This is a genomic window from Glycomyces sp. L485, from assembly GCF_022548875.1.
Lineage (GTDB): Bacteria > Actinomycetota > Actinomycetes > Mycobacteriales > Micromonosporaceae > Glycomyces.
On record NZ_JAKZEW010000003.1, the window covers coordinates 47,564 to 68,210 of the forward strand.

Annotated in this window: 15 protein-coding genes and 1 tRNA gene; 6 read left to right on the forward strand and 10 right to left on the reverse strand. The window is 67.5% G+C overall.

Annotated features, from left to right (window positions below):
• Positions 1–147: 147 nt before the first annotated feature.
• Positions 148–1,176 (forward strand): LacI family DNA-binding transcriptional regulator, encoded by a 1,029-nt coding sequence (locus L0U85_RS02725; protein WP_241376136.1) that lies wholly within the window; start codon positions 148–150, stop codon positions 1,174–1,176.
• Here L0U85_RS02725 and bioB read toward each other — a convergent pair.
• Entirely contained in the window at positions 1,173–2,240 is a 1,068-nt protein-coding gene (gene bioB / locus L0U85_RS02730; protein ID WP_241376137.1) for a biotin synthase BioB, read from the reverse strand. The genes L0U85_RS02725 and bioB overlap by 4 nt on opposite strands.
• A gap of 220 nt (positions 2,241–2,460) precedes the next feature.
• Here bioB and L0U85_RS02735 point away from each other — a divergent pair, with 220 nt between their 5' ends.
• On the forward strand, positions 2,461–3,408 hold the full coding sequence (locus L0U85_RS02735) for an NlpC/P60 family protein (RefSeq protein ID WP_241376138.1): 948 nt from the start codon (positions 2,461–2,463) through the stop codon (positions 3,406–3,408).
• On the opposite strand, the gene L0U85_RS02740 is transcribed toward L0U85_RS02735, so the two are convergent.
• Positions 3,368–4,405 carry a TerC/Alx family metal homeostasis membrane protein gene (locus tag L0U85_RS02740; protein WP_241376139.1) on the reverse strand — a complete coding sequence of 346 codons (1,038 nt, stop codon included), beginning with the start codon at positions 4,403–4,405 and terminating at the stop codon, positions 3,368–3,370. The genes L0U85_RS02735 and L0U85_RS02740 overlap by 41 nt on opposite strands.
• 271 nt (positions 4,406–4,676) lie before the next feature.
• On the opposite strand from L0U85_RS02740, the gene L0U85_RS02745 reads away from it, so the two are divergent.
• A complete protein-coding gene (locus L0U85_RS02745; protein ID WP_241376140.1) occupies positions 4,677–4,967 on the forward strand; it encodes an antibiotic biosynthesis monooxygenase in 291 nt (96 codons plus the stop codon).
• Between the two features lie 119 nt (positions 4,968–5,086).
• Here L0U85_RS02745 and uvrB read toward each other — a convergent pair whose 3' ends face one another.
• Positions 5,087–7,144, reverse strand: a complete 2,058-nt coding sequence (gene uvrB / locus L0U85_RS02750) for an excinuclease ABC subunit UvrB (RefSeq protein ID WP_241376141.1) — start codon at positions 7,142–7,144, stop codon at positions 5,087–5,089.
• 78 nt (positions 7,145–7,222) lie between these two features.
• On the opposite strand from uvrB, the gene L0U85_RS02755 reads away from it, so the two are divergent.
• Positions 7,223–8,623: a hypothetical protein gene (locus tag L0U85_RS02755; protein WP_241376143.1), complete on the forward strand. Its 1,401-nt coding sequence runs from the start codon at positions 7,223–7,225 to the stop codon at positions 8,621–8,623.
• Positions 8,624–8,677: 54 nt separating this feature from the next.
• Here L0U85_RS02755 and coaE read toward each other — a convergent pair whose 3' ends face one another.
• The 4 genes from coaE to L0U85_RS02775 form a co-directional block, all read right to left on the reverse strand.
• Complete coding sequence (coaE, locus tag L0U85_RS02760) at positions 8,678–9,868, reverse strand: dephospho-CoA kinase (protein ID WP_241376144.1); 1,191 nt, start codon at positions 9,866–9,868, stop codon at positions 8,678–8,680.
• 68 nt (positions 9,869–9,936) lie between these two features.
• Positions 9,937–11,433 (reverse strand): 30S ribosomal protein S1, encoded by a 1,497-nt coding sequence (rpsA, locus tag L0U85_RS02765; RefSeq protein ID WP_241376145.1) that lies wholly within the window; start codon positions 11,431–11,433, stop codon positions 9,937–9,939.
• A 249-nt stretch (positions 11,434–11,682) separates the two neighbouring features.
• Complete coding sequence (gene polA / locus L0U85_RS02770) at positions 11,683–14,385, reverse strand: DNA polymerase I (RefSeq protein WP_241376146.1); 2,703 nt, start codon at positions 14,383–14,385, stop codon at positions 11,683–11,685.
• Between the two features lie 129 nt (positions 14,386–14,514).
• Positions 14,515–15,132: a response regulator gene (locus L0U85_RS02775; protein ID WP_241376147.1), complete on the reverse strand. Its 618-nt coding sequence runs from the start codon at positions 15,130–15,132 to the stop codon at positions 14,515–14,517.
• 195 nt (positions 15,133–15,327) lie between these two features.
• On the opposite strand from L0U85_RS02775, the gene L0U85_RS02780 reads away from it, so the two are divergent.
• Positions 15,328–15,401 (forward strand) — tRNA-Leu (locus L0U85_RS02780).
• Between the two features lie 416 nt (positions 15,402–15,817).
• Here the strand turns inward: L0U85_RS02780 and L0U85_RS02785 are convergent.
• Positions 15,818–16,981: a transposase gene (locus L0U85_RS02785; RefSeq protein ID WP_241376148.1), complete on the reverse strand. Its 1,164-nt coding sequence runs from the start codon at positions 16,979–16,981 to the stop codon at positions 15,818–15,820.
• Between the two features lie 23 nt (positions 16,982–17,004).
• Between L0U85_RS02785 and tnpA the strand changes: the two genes are divergently transcribed.
• On the forward strand, positions 17,005–17,436 hold the full coding sequence (gene tnpA, locus L0U85_RS02790) for an IS200/IS605 family transposase (RefSeq protein WP_241376150.1): 432 nt from the start codon (positions 17,005–17,007) through the stop codon (positions 17,434–17,436).
• A 112-nt stretch (positions 17,437–17,548) separates the two neighbouring features.
• On the opposite strand, the gene L0U85_RS02795 is transcribed toward tnpA, so the two are convergent.
• Both L0U85_RS02795 and L0U85_RS02800 read right to left on the reverse strand, forming a co-directional pair.
• Positions 17,549–18,832, reverse strand: coding sequence for a DUF5685 family protein (locus L0U85_RS02795; RefSeq protein WP_241376152.1), 1,284 nt, complete (start codon positions 18,830–18,832; stop codon positions 17,549–17,551).
• A 267-nt stretch (positions 18,833–19,099) separates the two neighbouring features.
• A complete protein-coding gene (locus L0U85_RS02800) occupies positions 19,100–20,401 on the reverse strand; it encodes an MFS transporter (protein WP_241376154.1) in 1,302 nt (433 codons plus the stop codon).
• Between the last annotated feature and the right edge of the window lie 246 nt (positions 20,402–20,647).

Here is a 20,647-nt window from a genome sequence, read left to right on the forward strand (position 1 = left end):
CAGCATCCGACACTCGGCGAAATCCGTCCATCTGACACCGATTCGATCAGTCTGTTGCCGAAAGTTTCGGACGCTCGCCGAGACAGCCTGCCACTCGCTATAGGATGTCGGCGACTACCGTGGAATCCACCGAACGATGGAGGACCCTTGACCGAAGCCGAACACGGGCGTGTCACGATCCGCGTCATTGCCGACGAGGCCGGCGTCAGCGTGCCCACGGTCTCCCGGGTCATCAACGGCCGCTCGGACGTCGCGCCCGAGACGCGCAAGCGCGTCGAGGAGCTGCTGACCGAACGCGGCTACCAGCGCCGCCGCTCCACGCGGGCGCAGAGCCCCAACGCGCGCCTGGTCGACCTCGTCTTCAACGAACTCGACAGCCCTTGGGCCGTGGAGATCCTCCGCGGAGTCGAGGACGCGGCCCACTCGGCGGGGGTCGGCACCGTCGTCTCGGCCGTCCACCGCCGGCGCGCCTCCACCGAGCAGTGGCTCGACAACCTCCGCACCCGCGCCTCCGACGGCGTGATCCTGGTGGTCTCACAGCTGTCCTCCCCCATCCTCGAGCAGCTGCGGCACCTGCGAGTGCCCATGGTCGTGCTCGACCCTGCGGGCGGGCCCACCATGGACGCTCCCACGATCGGCGCCACCAACTGGGCGGGGGGCCTGACCGCCACCGAACACCTCATCGAGCTGGGGCACCGCCGCATCGGGTTCATCCACGGTCCCAAGCAGGTCCTGTGCTCACGGGCCAGGTTCGACGGCTACCGCGCGGCGCTGGAGGCCGCGGGGATTCCGTTCGACCCGGCGCTGGTGTGCGACGGCGACTTCTACCACCAGTCCGGTTTCGACGCGGCGAAGGAGCTGCTCGGGCTGGACGACGCGCCCACGGCGATCTTCGCCTCCTCCGACCAGATGGCGTTCGGCGCCTACGAGGCGATCCGCCAGCGCGGGCTGCGGATCCCCGAGCACGTGAGCGTCGTCGGCTTCGACGACCTTCCCGAGTCGCGCTGGACCTCGCCACCGCTGACGACGGTGCGCCAGCCGCTGTCGGAGATGGGCTCGCTGGCCGCGAGGACGGTGCTCGACATGGCGGCCGGGAACGCCGTGGACTCGCCGCGGTTGGAGCTGGCCACCGAGATGGTGGTCCGGGAGTCCACGGCGACTCCCGGCAGAACCTAGGCGTTCGGGGACTGGTCGGTGCCCGCGCCGCGGCGCCGCACCTTGACCGCCTCTCGCACCGTTTCGGGCGCCTCGTCGAGGCCGAGCGGGACCATGCCGGCGTCGGCGATCAGCGCCAGGTCGTCCTTGGCCGCCTGGCCTTCACTGGTGAGGTAGTCGCCCAAGAAGATCGAGTTGACGATCTGCAGCGCCACGCCCTGCATGTGCCGGAGGTGGACCTCGCGGCCGGCGGCGAGCCGGACCTCGGCGGCGGGATTGGCCAGCCGCACCATGGCGAGGATCCTCAGGCACCGGCGCGGGTCGAGTTCCCAGGTGCCTTCGAGGGGCGTCCCCTCGAACGGCAGCAGGAAGTTCACCGGGATCGAGTCGGAGCCGATCTCCCGCAGGCCCAACGCCACGGCGACCAGATCGCCGTCGCTTTCTCCCATGCCGGCGATGAGCCCCGAGCAAGGCGACATCCCCGCCGCGCGCGCCGCCTCGACCGTGTCGACGCGGTCGGCGAAGGTGTGCGTCGAGCAGATCTCGGCGTAGGCGTCCTCGGAGGTGTTCAGGTTGTGGTTGTAGGCGTCGGCGCCGAGATCGGCCAGGCGCGACGCCTGGCCGTCGCCCAGCAGGCCCAGGCAGGCGCAGACCTCGACGCCGGGGCTGGCGTTCTTGACCGCGGCGATGGTCTTGCCGACGCGCTCGACGTCCATGTCGGTCGGTCCGCGCCCACTCGCGACGAGGCATACGCGCGAGGCGCCCCCGGCGACCCCGGCGGCGGCCTGGTCGGCGGCCTCCTCGGGGGACAACCAGGTGTACTTGAGGACGTCGGCCTTCGACCCGAGCCGCTGGGAGCAGTAGTTGCAGTCCTCGGGGCACAGTCCGCTCTTGAGGTTCACGAGGTAGTTGAGCTTGACTCGGTTCCCGAAGTGGCGGAAGCGGAGTCGCGCTGCGGCGGCCACGACGTCCATGAGCTCTGCGTCGGTGCTCGCAAGGACGGATTCGAGGTCGGCGGCGTCAGGTGCGCGCCCGGCGTCGGCGGCTGCGGAGAGGCGGTCGAGGGCGTCGGTGACTGCTGGCATGGCAAGATCCTGCCACATCCGCGCCGGCGGTGATTTTTCGGTTACTTCGTCGGCCTGGGAGTGAAATAGCCGGGTCAGGTCACACTTGGGCCGCACCGTCCGGCTCGGGATGCCCTTGCTACATTGGGTAGTCGGTGCTGCAGAGAACGCGGCGGGCTGGTGGAGATCCCTGCTCGCGTCTTGATTCGTGAACCGCCCGACCTTCCGGAGAGAACCAACCGTGCCGATCGCACCAGGACAGCCGGCCTTGATCGCCGTGGCAGTCGCCACCCTCTGGGCCCAGCCTTCGGCGCCCGACCCCGACGACCGGCTGGCGCTGGGTGTCCCGTCGGCCATCCGAGAGTGGGTCGCGCGACTCACCAGTGGCATGCGCGCCCACGGCCTCAAGGGGCGGGTCCGCACCCAGTGCCTGCTGGGCACCGAAGTCGAAGTCCTCGATGTCGAGCACCGATGGGCCGAGGTGCGGTGCCCGGCGCAGGAGACCACCGGGTGGGTGCCGCTCGACCAGCTGACCAATCCGGCGGAGAGCGACGCGGAGGGCACTGAGTACCTCGTCTGCGCCACGGCCACCGCCATCCGGGACGAGCCCGGCGGCGACGTCGCCGTACCGGGCGTGACACTCGGGACGCCTCTGCGCGTCGTGGGTCCCGGCTACCGCGGTTGGGTGCCGGTGGCGCTGCCCGGACCTCAGCAGCCCGGCTGGGTGCCGCAGCGCGACCTCAGCACCGAGCCGGTTCGCAGGGCCGCGGGCGAGCCGCCGGCCACCACGATGATCGCCGGCGGACTGGACGCGGTGAAGCTCGCGCAGCAGCTGCTGGAGACCCCGCACCTGCACGGCGGCGTCAGCGCTTACGGTATCGACGCCCCGGGGCTGGTGTGGATCGTCTACCGGCAGTTGGGTATCGAAACACCCCGATTCAACGAGAGCCTCATCGAGACCGGTGAGCGGATCGAGTTCGAGGACGTCATGCCCGGAGACCTGATATTCCTCGACCACGGGGGCGATCCTCGGCTGCCCGCCATCGTGGCCGATCGCGGGCAGACCGGCCTTCCCGAGGTGATCTTCTCCTCGCCGATCTACGGCAAGGTCGTGCTCGAGGCCATCAAGGACTCCGAACTCGGTCAGATCACTGCTTGCCGGCGGTTGCCGTCGCGGCGGCGGGCGTAGCCGTCGACTCGGCGAACAGCTCGGCCCACGTGCGCCCCTGACGGCGCAAGATGACCCAGTTGGCGAGCACGACCGCGGTCAGGACGGCGGCGATGAAGCCCAGCGACAGCCACGTCGGGATGTGCGGGATGTGGAGTGGTTCGCCGCCGTTGATGAACGACAGCTGGTTCGCGGCCAGGCCGTTGATGATGAGTTTGACGCCGATCCAGCCGAGGATGGTGGCCAGGCCCAGGGCCAGGAAGTGCAGGTGGCGCAGCAGCGCCGCCAGAAGGAAGTAGAGCTGGCGCAGGCCGAACAGCGCGAAGATCGTGGCTGTCCACACCAGGTACGGCTCCTGCGTGAGCCCGAAGATCGCCGGGATCGAGTCGAGCGCGAACAGGATGTCGGTGGAGCCGATGGCGAGCATCGCCAGCAGCAGCGGCGTCGCGAAGCGACGGCCGTCGACGTTGGTGAGCAGGTGGCCGCCGTGGTAGTCGGGCGTGACACGGAGTCTGGACTGGGCCCAGCGCATGAACCGATTGGGTTCGTACTCCTCGTCCTCCCCGCCGCCGCGCAGGAGGCCCCAGGCGGTCCAGATGAGGATCGCGCCGAAGATGAGGAACACCCAGCTGAACCGCTCGATGAGGACCGATCCGAGTGCGATGAAGATGCTGCGCAACGCGATCGACAAGACGATACCGACCAGCAGCACGCGGGACTGGAGCGAATCGGGGACGCGGAACGCCTGGATGATGAGGAGGAAGACGAACAGGTTGTCTACCGACAGCGCCTTCTCGGTCAGGTATCCGGCGAGGAACTGCCCGCCGAACGCCGCCCCCTGAGTCCAGAACATGACGCCCGCGAAGACGAGCGCGGAGGCTATGTAAACGCTGGACCAGAGGGCCGCTTCCTTCATGCCGGGTCGGTGGGGATTCCGGATCGCGAGCGTCAGATCCACGATCACCACAGCGGCCAGGGCCGCGATGGTGAGGACCCAGACCCATGCTGGGAGTTCCAATGTGTTGCCTTCCTTGAATCTGGAGGGTCACATGGTCTCTCCCAATCCGCCAGGATCAGCGCCACCGGAAACCGACTGCGGTCTCGTGCATTGACGACGACGCTTACAACGCTGCTGAACGTTGCGGGATACTCCCCATATACCAATTCTGGTTCGCCGAGCCCCATTATGCCTGCGGCAATCCGACATGTCACCAGTCGGGTATGTGACTTGACTCTCGACCGCCTGTCGGAACCTCGTGGTGGTCGGGCACCTGTGCGAGGCTCCGGTCGTGGTACTCGAAGTCGCAGAAATCAGCATCGCCCCCGGCCAGGAAGCCGCTTTCGCCGAGGCGTACCGCGCCGCGAAGGAACTCGTCGCCGTCTCCCCGGGTCTGCGCTCGATGCGCATGACCCAGGGCGTGGAGTCGCCGAGCCGATTCGTACTGCTCATCGAATGGGACTCGGTCGAGGCCCACGAGCAGGGCTTCCGCGAGACCGACCGCTTCCCGAAGTGGCGCGAAGCCATCGGCCCGTACTTCGCGAAGCCGCCGGTCGTCGAGCACTTCAGCGAAGTCCGGTAGCGGCTCGGCGCCGTGAATTGGCGACTCGAGATTGATTTCTGTTCGTGACGCCAAGACCGGGTCGGCGTCCCACAAGAGGTCGATGACCTCAGGACAAAGGTTCTGCCCTGTGGACGACTTCAGGCGCCCGCCTCGTCCATCTGGCGCAGCTCGCGTTTGAGATCGGCGATCTCGTCCCGGTAAGCGGCTGCCAGCTCGAAGCGCAGCTCCCTCGCGGCGGCGAGCATCTGCTCGTTGCGCTCGTCGATCTGCTGAACGATCTCCGAGCGGACCTTCGCCACCCCCTGCTCCCGCTTCGACCTCCCGCGCTCGGGCCTGGCCTCCTTGACGAAGTCCTCCGTCTCGGCCGCGGTGTCGTACAGGTCTTCCATGATGTCCGCTATGCGCTTGCGCAGCGGCTGCGGGTCGAGCCCGCGCTCGGTGTTGTACGCGATCTGCTTCTCGCGGCGCCGGTCCGTCTCATCCAGGGCCGCCTTCATCGAATCGGTCAGATTGTCGGCGTACATGAGCACCGTTCCCGACACGTTTCGGGCCGCGCGCCCGATCGTCTGAATCAGCGAGGTCGACGAGCGGAGGAAGCCCTCCTTGTCGGCGTCCAGAATCGCCACCAGCGACACCTCGGGCAGGTCCAGGCCCTCCCGGAGCAGATTGATGCCCACCAGGACGTCGAAGTCCCCTCGCCGCAGTTCGCCGAGCAGCTCCACGCGCCGGAGCGTCTCCACCTCCGAGTGCAGGTACTGCACCCGGATGCCGTTGTCCAGGAAGTAGTCGGTGAGGTCCTCGGCCATCTTCTTCGTCAAGGTCGTCACCAGGACCCGCTCGTTCTTAGAGGCGCGCTCACCGATCTCGTGCATCAGGTCGTCGATCTGGCCCTTCGTGGGCCGCACCTCCACATGCGGGTCGACCAGGCCGGTCGGGCGGATGACCTGCTCGACGAACTCGCCGTCCGCCTGCCGCAGCTCCCACGGGCCTGGAGTGGCCGACAGGTAGACCGTCTGGCCGACGCGCTCGCGGAACTCGTCGAAGCGCAGCGGCCGGTTGTCCTGGGCGCTGGGCAGTCTGAAGCCGTGCTCGACCAGGTTGCGCTTGCGCGAAGCGTCACCCTCGGACATCGCGCCGATCTGCGGGACGGTCTGGTGCGATTCGTCGAGGATCGTCACGAAGTCCGGCGGGAAATAGTCGAGCAGCGTGTGCGGCGGCGACCCGGCCGGGCGGCCGTCGATGTGCCGCGAGTAGTTCTCGATGCCGTTGCACGTGCCGGTCTGCTTCATGTTCTCCAGATCGAAGACCGTGCGCATGCGCAGGCGCTGAGCCTCCAGCAGCTTGCCCTGGGACTCCAGCTCATTCAGGCGCTCCTCGAGCTCTGCCTCGATGTCGCGGATCGCGCGGGCCATGCGTTCGTCGCCGGTGGCGTAGTGCGATCCGGGGAAGATGAGGACCCGGTCGACCTCCCGGATGGCCTCGCCGGTGATCGGGTGCAGGTAGTAGAGCCGGTCGATCTCCTCGCCGAACATCTCGATGCGGATCGCCAGCTCCTCGTAGGCCGGGATGATCTCGATCGTGTCGCCCCGCACCCGGAAGGTGCCGCGGGTGAACGCGATGTCGTTGCGCGAGTATTGGACGTCGACCAGACGCCGCAGCAGCTTGTCGCGATCCCACTCCTGGCCGACGGCGACCTCGGTGGCCTGCTCGAGGTACTCGGCGGGCGTTGCCAGGCCGTAGATCGCCGAGACCGTGGCGACGACCACCACGTCGCGGCGCGTCAGCAGCGAATAGGTGGCGCGGTGGCGCAGCCGCTCGACCTCCTCATTGATCGAGGCGTCCTTCTCGATGTACGTGTCCGTCTGCGCCACATACGCTTCGGGCTGGTAGTAGTCGTAATACGAGACGTAGTACTCGACGGCGTTGTTCGGCAGCAGCTCGCGGAACTCCTTGGCCAGCTGCGCCGCCAGGGTCTTGTTGTGCGCCATGACCAGCGCCGGCCGCTGGAGCTTCTCGATCAGCCACGCGGATGTGGCGGACTTACCGGTGCCCGTGGCGCCGAGCAGCACCACGTCACGCTCGCCCTGGTCGATGCGCCCAGCCAGTTCCGCGATCGCCGTCGGCTGGTCGCCGGCCGGCTCGTACTCGCTGACGACTTCAAAGCGCCCGTCGGCGCGGGGAATATCGAATGCCACGAGCCAACGGTAGCCCGGGCCACCGACATTGATCCGCCGCGCCGGTGACTTTTCAGGCACTGGCTCGTTGGACCCTCCGTGAGCACCACTACTGCAACGCCTTTGAAATCCGCCCTGCTCTGGTCCCTCGCCGTCATCCTCGCGATCGGCGCCGCCGGATGGTTCGCCGTCTCCTGCGGGTCCGACCGCGCCGGCGCCGAGCGCCCGGTCACCGATGAAGAGGCCGAGCGGCTGGCCGCGCTGCGCTTTCGCAACCACACCTCGGTTCCGGTGGCCGTGCGGATGAGATTCCAGGTGGAGGGCGAGGAGGTCACCGTCGACGGCTACCTCGACTGGAAGAACCCGCTGCTGTATGCGCGCACGGCGGGCGCCGACGGCCCCCGCCGCCTGGTCCAGGCCATCCCCGGCCTGGTGGCGACGCACGACTACGAGAGGGAGTTCGAGGAGGTGAAGGCTCCTGCCTCGGACTGGGTGCCGCGTCAGATGCTCGGCGGCGGCGCGCTGCCGGCGGAGACGATGTTCGACATCGTGGTCTCCTCGCTGTTCACGTTGACGGCCGAGCGGGACGATGACGCGGCGTTCCTGGCAGAGCATGCGACGTGGCGGGAGGACGGCGTCATCGACGGCGTGCCGGTGGACATGTTCCAGGCGCCGATCATGGTCGAGTCGAGCGATCCGGCGGCGGTGAGTCCCGAGGCGCTGTACTCGCTGGACCGTGACGGGGACATCCGCCGGTTCCAGGTGAACACGGGCGGATCGGAGCTGGCCACGGTCGATTTCCTGCACGATGTCGACTTCGACGCCTCGGGGCTGCAACCGGTGGACCTGCTCGGCGGTCCTTCGATCGAACCGAGCGAAGTCGATGCGGATCTGGCCGAGACGATCGCCGAGACCCGGTCGGCGAACTGGGCGCGGTCGGCGACGGTCGAGATGTCGGTACCGATCGCGGACGGCCAGGTGGCGAGCGGACACGGATACATCGACTGGCGGACGATGACGGCGTACCTGAACATCACCGACACCGATGGTTTTCGGCTGCTGCTGGCCCGACCGGGGGGACTGGCGAGCATCGGCACGGATTCGGCCGAGCTTCCGCAGCCGCTGCCCGCCGAGGGCTGGGAGGCGCATGCGCTGTCGGACGAGGAGATCTCAGAGCAGTTCGGTCCGGTCGAGAAGTTGACGTATCGACTGTTGGAGATGAGCGCCGAGCAGGCGGAGGACCCTGAGCGGGTGGCTGAGGAGGCGAGGCTGCTGCGCGTCGAGGAGTCCGGCGGCGAGGCGACGCACGTCGTGGAGTTCCCGGTGACCGGGGACGCCAACGCGGCGGCGGGCGAGTCGGCGTTCCGGTACCACTTGACCGGGGGACGGCTCGGCGAGGTCGAGATGATGACGTTCTTCGGGGCGGCGAGCGCGGAATTGGCCTACGAGGACTATCCGATGGTCGCGATCCCGTGGACCATCAGCGACAAGATCGGTTGAGGGCATTACCGATGGATCTGGCCGTTCGGCCAGATCCATCATCCATCACCTCCGCTAGCAGACCGGGGGACGCCAGTTCGTGGACTCCGCCCATTTGTTGGCGCGGGGCCAGCCTTCGCGCAGGAACCACGGTTCCTTGGCTTCGCTGTAGGCCGTGGCCGAATCGACTCTGGCGGCGAGTTCGCCCTTGGCTTGGGCGTAGTCGGCTCTGGCCTGGGCGTCGGAGCGCAGCCAGTCGCGGAACAGCAGCGCGAAACGCTGGCCGGGGCTGTCGATCGGGCGGAAGTGCAGCTGCGCGAGGTTGCCGGGGTCGGCGTAGCCGTAGAGGCGCTTCTCCCATTCGGCGACGTCGGGCCGGTCGGGTTTGGGTTCGTCGAAGGCTCTGCGGCCGAAGAATCCGGCTTCGCCCAGTGCGTCCTCGAGCATGTCCACGGCTCTGAGGGTGACGACCGTGATCTGGATGTCGATGACGTCCTTGGCGGGGAGGCCGGCGACGGCCGAGGAGCCGACGTGGTCGATGCGCACGGCGCCGGGTCCCATGACGCGCCGCAGGCGCGCCGCGAGGTGTTCGAAGCGCCGGGGCCAGGCCGAGTCGGATTCGACGAACTGGAGTTTCTCAGGCCGCTGTTCCTTGCGACCGAGACGGACGTTCTCGGCGAATGGGACGATGCGTTCGTCCCACAGCATCATGACGCGGCGCTCGATCTCGGTGATGCCGTCGCGGTTGTGGAGCACGACGTCGCAGGCTTCGCGCCGTTCGGCGTCGCTGGCTTGGGCGTCGATGCGCCGGGCGGCGTCTTCGCGGTCCATGCCGCGTTCTACGAGCCGTTCGAGCCGGAGCTGTCGCGGCGCTTCCACGTCGATGGCGAGGTGGAAACTCGGTGCTTGGCCGGTCTCGGCCAGCAGAGGGATGTCTTGGACGACGATCGCGTCGTCACTTTGGGCGGCGGTGAGCTCTCGGGCTCTTCGGCGGACTCGCGGGTGGATGATCGCTTCGAGTTCGGCGCGGGCGTGCGCGTCGTCGAAGACGAGCTTGGCGAGTCGGGCACGGTCGAGGGCGCCTTCGGCGTCGAGGATCTCCGCGCCGAAACGGGAGACCACGGCTGCGAGGCCGTCGGTGTCGGGTGCGACCACTTCCCTGGCGAGGGCGTCTGCGTCGATGACGTATGCGCCCAGCTGCGCCAGCTTTGCCGCGACCGTGCTCTTACCGGCTCCGATGCCACCGGTCAATGCGACTTTTAGCACATGTAAAACACTACCCGCCCCAGGCGAACAACCTGGGACGGGTAGTGGTCTGTCAGCTTAAGGAGTGACTAGCTTCCGGCGAGCTTCTCGCGCAGTGCGGCGAGGGCCTCGTCGGTGGCCAGCGTTCCCGAAGGCTCGGCCGGGGCCGCCTTCTTCTCGGCGGGCTGCTTCTTCGCGCCCTTCTCGGCCTTCGGCGCTTCGCCCTCGGCGGGCTTGGCCGGCGGCTCGGAGATGGTGCGCTCGGAGATCTGCTTGCCGTGCTCCTCCCAGCGGGTGCGGGCCTCGGCGTACTGGCGCTCCCACTCTTCGCGGGCCTCGTCGTAGCCTTCCATCCACTCGCCGGTCTCCGAGTCGAAGCCCTCCGGGTAGATGTAGTTGCCCTGGTCGTCGTACTGCGCGGCCATGCCGTACAGCGTCGGGTCGAACTGCTCCTCGTTCTCGACGAAGGCCTCGTTGGCCTGCTTGAGAGAGAGGGAGATCCGGCGACGGTCCAGGTCGATGTCGATGACCTTGACCATGGCGTCGGAGCCGACCTTGACGACCTGCTCGGGAACCTCCACGTGGCGCTCGGCCAGTTCGGAGATGTGGACCAGGCCCTCGATGCCGTCTTCGACGCGGACGAACGCGCCGAACGGGACGAGCTTGGTGACCTTGCCCGGCACGATCTGGCCGATCGCGTGGGTGCGGGCGAACTGGCGCCACGGGTCTTCCTGGGTGGCCTTCAGCGACAGGGAGACGCGCTCGCGCTCCAGGTCGACCTCGAGCACCTCGACCTCGACCGGCTGGCCGACTTCGACGACCTCGCTCGGGTGGTCGATGTGCTTCCAGGACAGCTCGGAGACGTGGACCAGGCCGTCGACTCCGCCGAGGTCGACGAAGGCGCCGAAGTTGACGATCGAGGAGACCGTGCCCTTGCGGACCTGGCCCTTGGCGAGCTGGTGCAGGAACTCGGTGCGGACCTCGGACTGGGTCTGCTCCAGCCAGGCGCGCCTCGACAGGACCACGTTGTTGCGGTTCTTGTCGAGCTCGATGATCTTGGCTTCGAGCTCGCGGCCGACGTACGGCTGGAGGTCGCGCACGCGGCGCATCTCCACCAGCGAGGCCGGCAGGAAGCCGCGGAGGCCGATGTCGAGGATGAGACCGCCCTTGACCACTTCGATGACCGAGCCGCGGACGACGCCGTCCTCGTCCTTGATCTTCTCGATCGTGCCCCAGGCGCGCTCGTACTGGGCGCGCTTCTTGGACAGGATCAGGCGGCCTTCCTTGTCCTCCTTCTGGAGGACGAGGGCCTCGACGTGATCGCCCACAGTGACGACGTCTTCAGGGTCCACGTCGTGTTTGATCGACAGCTCGCGCGAGGGGATGACGCCCTCGGTCTTGTAGCCGATGTCGAGCAGGACTTCGTCCCGGTCGACCTTGACGACGGTACCTTCGACGATATCGCCGTCATTGAAGTATTTGATGGTCGCGTCGATCGCGGCGAGGAGATCCTCGTCCGAGGCGAATTCGTCGACCGTGGTGCTGTTCTCAGCGTTGCTCGAGGTGGCCTCGATGCTGCTCGTCATGTGGGCTGGTGCTCCGGATACGTTCAGATTCGTCAACTCGCGCTCGCGCCGTCCCGATTTACGGCTCCGCTGGCGTCGCCGTGAGGCGCGAGACGCGAATGCTCGCAGTTGCATTTGCCCGGCCGTCTTGCCGTCACCGGCTCGTGTCCTGCTCCCTTCTGAGGACACAGACATGCCTAGGCCATCCCAGGTTACCGTGTGCGATAACCCCGCGCCAGCCCGGGCCGGTTCCGGTGTCCGCAGACACCGCTAATGGGCGGCCGCCTCCCATGAGTCGCCGAAGCCGGCCGAGACGGTGAGCGGTACGGCCAGCTCGGCTGCGCTGGACATCTGCTCGCTCACAAGCTTCTCCAGACGCTGCGCCTCCCCGGGGGCGACCTCGCAGACCAGCTCGTCGTGAACCTGGAGAAGGACCCGCGAGTCGAGCTTCTGCGCACGCAGTTCGCGGTCGACGTCGAGCATCGCGGTCTTCATGATGTCGGCGGCGCTGCCCTGGATCGGGGCGTTGAGCGCGGCTCGCTCGGCCATCTCGCGGCGCTGGCGGTTGTCGCTGGTCAGATCCGGGAAGTAGCGGCGCCGGCCCATGATCGTCTCGGTGTAGCCGGTCTTTCGGGCCTCCTCGACTACGGTGTGCAGGTAGTCGCGGACCTTCCCGAAGCGGTCGAAGTAATCGTTTGCCAGCTGCTGGGCCTCTTCCGTGGAGATCCCCAGCTGCTGGCTGAGTCCGTACGTGGACAGGCCGTACGCGAGGCCGTAGGACATGGCCTTGGTCTTGCGGCGGTGCTCGGCGGTGACCTCGGCCGGCTCGACGCCGAAGACCTTCGCGGCGACGGCCCGGTGGATGTCCTCCCCCGACCTGAAGGCGTCGATGAGTCCCTCGTCGCCGGTCAGGCTCGCCATGATGCGCATCTCGATCTGGCTGTAGTCCATCGTCATCAGCGACTCGTAGCCTTCACCGACGACGAATCCGGCGCGGATGTCGCGTCCGGCCTCCGAGCGCACCGGGATGTTCTGCAGGTTCGGGTCGGACGACGAGAGGCGGCCGGTGGCGGCGACGGTCTGGTGGAAGGTGGTGTGGATGCGCCCGTCGGTCTGGATCGTGGCCCTGAGGCTCGCGACGATCTGCTTGAGCTTCTCGACGTCGCGGTAGCGCAGCAGCTGCTCCAGCAGCGGATGCCGCGTCTTGGTGTACAGCTGCCCGAGCGCCTCGGCGTTGGTGGTGTAGCCGGTCTTGGTGCGCTTGGTCTTGGGCATCTTCAGCTCGTCGAACAGGATCTCCTGGAGCTGCTTGGGCGAGCCCATGTTGAACTGGCGGCCGACGATCGCGTGGGCCTGGTCGGTGGCCTCCTTCGCCTTGCCCGCGAAGCTCGCCTCGATATCGGCGAAGTGGCCTTCGTCGGCACCGATACCGGTGATCTCCATGCGCGCCAGGACGCCGGTGAGCGGGTACTCCATCTCTTCGGCGAGCCGCGCCTGCCGACGCTCGGCGAGCCGCTCGGTCTCGGCCGCGGCGAGCTCGCCGATGACGCCGGCGGCGGCGCAGTCGGCTTCGAAGCGGGAGTCGTCGTCGGCCATCACCGCATCGAGCCCGACAAGAGTGCCCTGATTCGTCTGCTGCGCGGTGGTCTCGATCTCCCGGCCGAGGTACTGCATGGCCAGATCGCCGAGGGCGTAGTTGCGCTGCTCGGGCTTGAGGAGGTAGGCGCCGATGACGGTGTCGGCCTTCAGGCCGGCCGGCCGGGGCCATCCGGCGGCGTCGGCGCCCCAGGTGAAGCCCTTGACGTCGTGGACGATCTTGCCGTGCCGTTCGGTTGACAGCCACCGGGCCCAGGCCCGGTCGTCCTCGGCGTCGAGCTGCGAGGGGTCGAACCAGAGCGCTTCGCCGCCCTCGGCCAGCGCGATCGAGTCGAACGAGCCGGCGCCCGATTCGAAGGTGCCGGTGTAGGCGATCGCGACGTCGCCGCTGCGCTGGTCGAGCCAGGCGGCCATGCCGCCGGGTTCGAGTTTGGCGGCGTGGATGTCATCGGCCTCGGTCTCCTTGGGCGGCGGGGCTTCGCCGACGGACTTGTCGCCGAGGCCGGCGTTGATGCGTTCGCCGAGGGTGCGGAATTGGAGGGCGTCGAACAGCTGATTGGTCTCCTCGACCGACCAGCCCTTCCAGGTGAGGTCGTCGATGCCCTCGGGCAGGTCGAGATCGCGGACGAGTCCGTTGAGGCGGTGGTTGCGGAGGACGTCGTCGAGGTGGTCGCGCAGGCTCTGTCCGGCTTTGCCGCCGATCTCGTCGATCTTCCCGACCAGGGCGTCGAGGGAGCCGTACTTGGAGATCCACTTCGCGGCGGTCTTGGGGCCGACGCCGGGGACTCCGGGGAGGTTGTCGGACTTCTCCCCCACCAGGGCGGCGAGGTCGCGGTAGCGGTCGGGAGTGACGGCGTATTTGTCCTCGACGAAGTCGGGGGTGTAACGGGCGAGATCGGTGACGCCCTTGACTGGGTAGAGCAGGGTGACGGCGTCGTTGACGAGTTGGATCACGTCGCGGTCGCCGGAGGAGATGAGGGTGTCCGCTCCGGCCGCTTCGCCCCTGGCCGCGAGGGTGGCGATGATGTCGTCGGCCTCGTAGTTCTCCTTGGTGAGCCATTTGATGCCGAGGGCTTGGAGGAGTTCTTGGATGATCGGGATCTGGCTCTTGAACTCCGGCGGGGTCACGGCTCTGCCGGCTTTGTACTCGGCGTATTCCTCGGTGCGGAAGGATTTGCGTGAGATGTCGAAGGCCACGGCTATATGCGTCGGCTTCTCGTCTCTGAGCAGGTTGATGAGCATGGACGCGAAGCCGTAGACGGCATTGGTCACCTGGCCGTCTTCGGTGGAGAACTTCTCTGCGGGAAGCGCGAAGAAGGCGCGGTAGGCCATCGAATGGCCGTCGATCAGGAGCAGGCGAGATTGCGAAGCGGTCACGCCTCAGAGCCTATCGACCGCCTCCGACAAGCGGGGGCAGGCCCGAAACGGCATGTCCGGTGGGTTGCGCGGCGAAGCCCGCGAACCGCTCGAAATCCGCGAGGGTTCGCGGGCCTGGACGTGCGGGACCTATTCGGCTTCCTGAGCCTCTTTCTCCTTGGCTTCGTCGATGACGCGGTTGGCGACGTCCTTCATCGACAGCCGGTGGTCCATCGCGGCGCGCTGGATCCAGCGGAAGGCGTCGGGCTCGGGCATGCCGTACTGGGTCATGAGCAGGCCTTTGGCGCGGTCGACGAGCTTGCGGACTTCGAGGCGCTCGGTGAGGTTCTCGACTTCCTTCTCCAGGGCCGTCATCTCGGCGAAGCGGGTGAGCGAGAGCTCGATCGCGGGCACGAGATCGGATTTCTGGAAGGGTTTGACGAGGTAGGCCATGGCACCTGCGGACTGGGCGCGGTTGATGAGGTCGCGCTGGCTGAAGGCGGTGAGGATCACGACGGGCGCGATGCGCGCGGACACGATCTTCTCCGCGGCTTGGAGGCCGTCCATGATCGGCATCTGGATATCGCAGATCACCAGGTCGGGCTGGTGCTCTTGGGCGAGCCTGACGGCGGCTTCGCCGTCTGCCGCCTCGGCTACGACCTCGTAGCCCTCCTCGGTGAGCATCTCGGCCAGGTCGAGGCGGATGAGCCCCTCGTCTTCGGCGATGAGCACGCGCTTGCGCGGCTCCTCGGCGGCCTTGCTCGTCATGCGTGTCCGTACCTTTCATGCGCGTCTGGTGGTCGGGCGTGCGGCAGTGAAGGCACACCAGGAAGTTAGCTTATCCGGCGAGGGCTTCGGATGCATCTCCCTATGTCGAGCGTTTCGGACGGCCGGGCCGGACTGTCGGCCTCCGCACCCCGGGGGTATCATGTTCTGCGGTCCGATCCTTGGAGTTCGGTGTCCGGCCCGGTATTCCAATTGGCAGAGAAGACGGATTCAAAACCCGTACAGTGTGGGTTCGAGTCCCACCCGGGCTACTGGGGAGCATCCCAGCTCAAGCTACAGAGAGCCGCCGCCGACCGGTGCAAGCACCGGTCGGCGGCGGTTTTTCACGTGCGGCCGTGTGCCGCTATCTGTGGACGACACATAAACGGATCTAGGCGTCGTCCACAGCCTCCCGTATGGCGCGGCCTTCTCCAGAGTCAGCGCACCCCCGCCCTGGTGCGGCAAGCTTTGGTGGAGCCTCCCCCAGGTTCGCGACCCCTCTGAGGTCCCCCGCTTTGCCGGACACGGTGCTGCAAGCCTCATGCCCTCGTCGAAGTGCAACTTCAGTGCACGGTTCTCAACTTCCAGACAACGGACATACATTCGTCAAGTGACCTCCGGATGAATCCGGAGGCTTGTACCTCGTCCGCCGTCGCTGGCTGCGACGTGGTCGGGTAGATCGCGGCCGCTATGCGGCCACTCGGGACCCTTGACTCACAGCCCAAGCCATCCGGCCACGTGCACGCACGTTCACGGCGGCTATGACGTCGGCCGGTCCAGCGAGACCGCACCCACGACATTCAAATCTGTCTCTCGATCTTCGGTTGGCCCGTTCCGCGTGGTGGCACAGCGGGCACATCTGTGAGGTGTGCCGAGCGTCCACGACGACGACCGGCACACCCGCCCGCTTCGCCTTGTACGCGATGTGTTGCGCCAACTGGTAGAACGGCCAGTTCGAGATCCTGCCGCGCTGGGACCGGGTGAGCCGTACCCGCTCGCGGATGCCCTCAAGGTCTTCGAGGGCGATCCCGCGACCGGTGCGTTCGGCCGCCGACACGATCGCTTTCGCTATCTTGTGATTGGTGTGCGCCGCGTGCCGCGACTCCCGCCGCGCCCGCTGCTTGAGTCGCCGCTTCGCGGCCTTGGTCTGCTTGGCCTGCAACTCAGCGCGGGCCCGCGCCATCCGACGCCGGTACCGCTCCAGGCCCTTGCCTTGGAAGTTCACCTCATCCGAAGTGGTGGCGAGGTTGACGACGCCTCGATCCACACCGATGAAATCGACCGGGTCCGGCATCGCCTCGGCCTCGGGGATGTCGACCGTCGCGGCCAAGTACAGCTCGCCGTCGCGTTCGAACAGGTCCAACTCGCCCTGCCGGTGCGCCCTCAAGACCTTCAAGTCCTGCTTCGAGCAGGCGAAACCGATACCCCGCAACCGCCCCTCAGCGGCTCGGATCGACACTGTCCGCGCCTCCAGGTCCCACGACAGGCACCGGTCGTCGAACGGCTGCGCTGCCCCGGCACGGAACGCCACCGGTTTGGCCAGCGCTTTCGCGGGACGCCGCCCGCGCAGCAGGCCGGATCGGGCCTGGGCATACACCGTCCGATACGCGTCGCAGACCTTCTTGACTACGTGTTGCGCGAGCTGGGAGCCGATCCCGGTGGCCTTCGCCTCGGCATAGACCCGGCCCCTGAGCGCGTACTCGCGCTCGATCCGCCCGGTCTCGGTGTCACGGTGCGCGAACGCGATGGCGGCGATCCGGTTCGCCTCGGCATTGCACACCCGAAGCGTCTCGACCAGCACCGCACGCGAGGCCGCGTCCGGGACCAGTTTCACCACCACGACCTGCTTCACAACCCCAGGGTAGCATTCTGTCTATGTCACCTCGATGGGAGCCAGACCCGAATATACGCAGGGGAAGACACGTTGTCTTCAACCTCCACGCGCATTTGGTCTTCACTCCGAAGTATCGGCGATCGGTGTTCACGGACGCGATCCTGACCCGCTGCGAGCAGATCATGCGCGACACCTGTGACAAGTTCGGGGCCGAACTGGTCGAGTTCAACGGTGAAACAGATCACGTGCACCTGCTCGTCCACTACCCGCCTAGTCTGACCCTTTCCACTCTCGTCGGATCACTCAAAGGGGTTTCCGCGCGCCTGCTCCGCAAGGAGTTCAGCGCCCATATCCGCCAGTATCTTTGGGGCGACCACTTCTGGTCACCGTCCTACTTCGCCGCCTCGTGCGGGGGTGCACCGTTGGCGATCATCAAGGAGTACATCGAGAACCAGAAACGGCCTGAGTCATAGGCCAGGTCAGCCCAGTCCCGCTCCGCGGGACTGCGAGCAAGCAATCGCCCCGAATTCCCCCCGGGGCTCAAGCCCCGGAGTTCCTTCGGGAAACCCGCTGAAATAGTGTTCGTCAGCCGCAGTTGCAATTGCAGGTCTCGCAGCCACTGCCACACCCGGTGCAGCAGGCGTCGCAGCCACCGTCACATCCTTTGCGGCAGGCGTCGCAGCCACCGCCACATCCTTTGCAGCAGGCGTCGCAGTCTTTGCAGCACTGGTCGCAGCCCTGAGAGCAGTAGTCGTCGCACGGGCAGTCGCAATTGCAATCACCGTCGCGGAGGCAGCCCTCACGAATCTGGCCGCTCCACGAATCCACGTAATGCCTGGCGCAGCAGATCTGGCAGGTGCAGCACAGGACCATGAAGCCGCACAGCCCGCCCCAGAAGCCCCGGCCGGGCGTCCAACCATTCTTGGGCGGCTGATAGCCGGAGTGCTCCTGTCCGGGAGGCGGGTTCTGGGGACCGTACGGCCGTCCCGGCTCAGCTCCGGGCCGCTGATGCGAGGTGGACGCGCAGACCGAACCGAAGGTCTTGGCGACCGCGTGGCCCGCGTAGCGGTCCAAAAGGAGGCGGACCATGGTCGCGTCGACCAGAGAGGCGGCTTCCAAGGCCGTCTTCATATCAGTGAGCAGGCGGCGGGCGGCGCGGCGTGCTTGGTCGCGGCTGGTGCCGGTCGCGTGCAAGGGGTTCCAGGCGCCGCGTTGCGCGTCCGCTTCGTAGTCCTCGGCGGCGTCGAGCAGGTGGGCGAGCGCTCCGAAGGCCTCTCCGGCCGCGCGAAAGGGATCGGCGTTGCCGGGCTGTCCGGCCAGGACCGCGGCGTGGGCGAACAGCTCGCCGGTGGCCTCAGCGGTGGGCGCCGTGACCGCCTCCAAGGGGGTGCCGCGGACAACCTGATTTTCGATGGTCTGTTGCCGTTCGATCGCAGCGACGATGCGGTCGACCGGAAGTCCGATCGAGCCACCGATTGCGGTCGCCTTCGCCCGGTAGCGGTCGGCGGTGCGGGCGGCCAGACCCGCCACCCCGGGACGGGCGACCAAGCCGTCACCGTCGACGATGTGGTCGCTGAGCTTCGCCGATGCCAGCAGCAGGGAGGCGGTTGCGGCCAGGCGAGGCCCATCCCCGGTCGGGATGCGCTGGCGGCGCATCCCACGCAGCGCGCACGGGCCCGCGGTGCGGCTGTCAGCGCCCGCCTCGCCTTGGGCCTCGACGAGGACCGACAGGGCGAGCGCGTCGAAGTTGGTGGTCAGGCGCGCGGCGTGTCCGGCGTCGTCGCGAAGTTCGAGGCACAGGCCACAAAAATGGCCCATCCAGCGGGGCCGAAGTGCTTCGGGTGTGCGGGCGGGGCAAGGGGCGAGCATGCCGAACATCATGGTCTCCAAGGGGCCGGGGACGGCTGACCGGAAATTCTAGTGGCCCAGCGCAACAGGGGTCTTATCTCAAGGCCTGGCCGCGCTCGGTGTCCGCCGCTTCCCGCTGGGCCGCAAGAGATCGCCCCTGCGTCGGTGACTGACCGCGTCGCTGGCCTGAGTTATTCAGGGCTGCAACGTCTCTGATGGACTCCCATGACGAACGGTGCCCGTCCACCTGCGAAGACACGGATGTCCAGTTCGTAAGAGCGCAGCGGGCTACACTTCCCGCCCCGGCGCAGAATGTTCATTCGTTCCGTGTCCGGGGTTTTCCTGTGTCTTCGGCGCGGTGTGGTGCGGGAGCGGGGTGATGAGGGCGGCGGTCATGACGGCGAGCGGCACTATCGTCGAGAGCCACAGGATCAGTTGGAACGAGCCGGTCCAGCCGTAGAACAGCGAGTACAGGACCGGTGCGAACGCGGTGCCGGCGATGGTGAAGGAGGCGACGACGCCTCTGATGGCGCCGATGTGGGCGGTGCCGAACAGTCGCGGGGTCATGCCGCCTTCGATGGCGCGCAGGGCATTGCCGGCGGCGCCGATGGCCATGCCGAAGCCGAGTGCGGACCAGCCGGGTTCCACGGCGGCGCCCCAGGCGACGGCGAGCGCGAACGCGAGCATGGAGGCGGCCAGGAGTATGCGGGGGCGTCCGCGGTCAACGAGGTAGCCGAGCAGCAGGGTCGCGACGGTTCCGGCGATGGTCTGGGGCAGGAAGTTCGCGGCGGCTTCGGTGGGTGAGAGGCCGCGTTCGCCGAGCAGTGCGATCTGGTGGAAGGCGATGGCGGTCCCGAAGAAGCCCGGGGTGCCGACGGCGGCGACGAGGACCCAGAAGTACGGGTGGCGCATGGCCTGCCCGCGCGTCATCCCGGATTCGGCCTCGGCCTTCTTGCCGTTGGCGGGGTCGCCGTCGACGCATTGGCCGATGTCGGAGGGCCGGTTGCGCACCAGGAGGACCGACAAGGGGATGACGACGAGCGCGACGATGGCGGCCTCGACGAGCATGGCGGTGCGCCAGTCGGTTGCGGAGATGAGGCGTTCGAGGACGACTGGTGAGACGGAGATGATGCCGCCGCCGATGGCGCCTTGGAGGCCGAGGACCGTGCCGCGGCGCTTCTCGTACCAGCGGGAGACGAGGGTGGCGGCGCACAGGCCGAGTGCGCCCTGGCCGAGCATTCGAATGCCGACGAAGCCGGCGCCGAGGCCGATGATGTCGGTGGCGAGGGAGAGTCCGACGAGGGAGAGACTGAAGGCGGCGGCGATGACGGCCATGGCGCGCCGAGTGCCGTATCTGTCGACGGCGCGTCCGATCCAGGGCAGGGCGAAGGCGCCGGTCAGGGTGCCGATCATGTAGGCCGTGGAGATGACGGTGCGGCTGACGCCGATCTCGTCGATCATCGGGTCGATGAAGACGGAGATGGACGCCGTCTGTCCGGGGGCGGTCAGGCCCATCGCGATGGTGGCGACGACGACCATGCGGGGGCCGTAGAACCGGTTTTCGGTCGTGCGGGGCGCGGTGGCGATCACGTGGCGGGGCTCCAGGCGGTGCGGGCGGCGACTGGCCGAGCGGCTAGCCGGCGGGTTCCAGCCTAGAGCGCAGCAGGGGTGTCACACCCCGTGCTTTTCCCGACGGTTGGGCGAGCGTGGCCGAATTCACCGGATGCGCGGTTCGCGAGAGTCGAGGAGATCAGGACCCGACCGGGCCCGGACCGAATCGTTGAGCATCTACATCAGATGTCATCAGGAGCTTCCGGAGAAGGCACTGCCGCAACG

What these genes read in the sequence shown, in the direction of transcription:
- bioB (WP_241376137.1), bottom strand. Translation starts at nt 2,240, where the DNA reads ATGCCAGCAGTCACCGACGCCCTCGACCGCCTCTCCGCAGCCGCCGAC.
- L0U85_RS02795 (WP_241376152.1), bottom strand. Translation starts at nt 18,832, where the DNA reads ATGCTCGCCCCTTGCCCCGCCCGCACACCCGAAGCACTTCGGCCCCGC.
- rpsA (WP_241376145.1), bottom strand. Translation starts at nt 11,433, where the DNA reads ATGACGAGCAGCATCGAGGCCACCTCGAGCAACGCTGAGAACAGCACC.
- tnpA (WP_241376150.1), top strand. Translation starts at nt 17,005, where the DNA reads ATGTCACCTCGATGGGAGCCAGACCCGAATATACGCAGGGGAAGACAC.
- L0U85_RS02775 (WP_241376147.1), bottom strand. Translation starts at nt 15,132, where the DNA reads ATGACGAGCAAGGCCGCCGAGGAGCCGCGCAAGCGCGTGCTCATCGCC.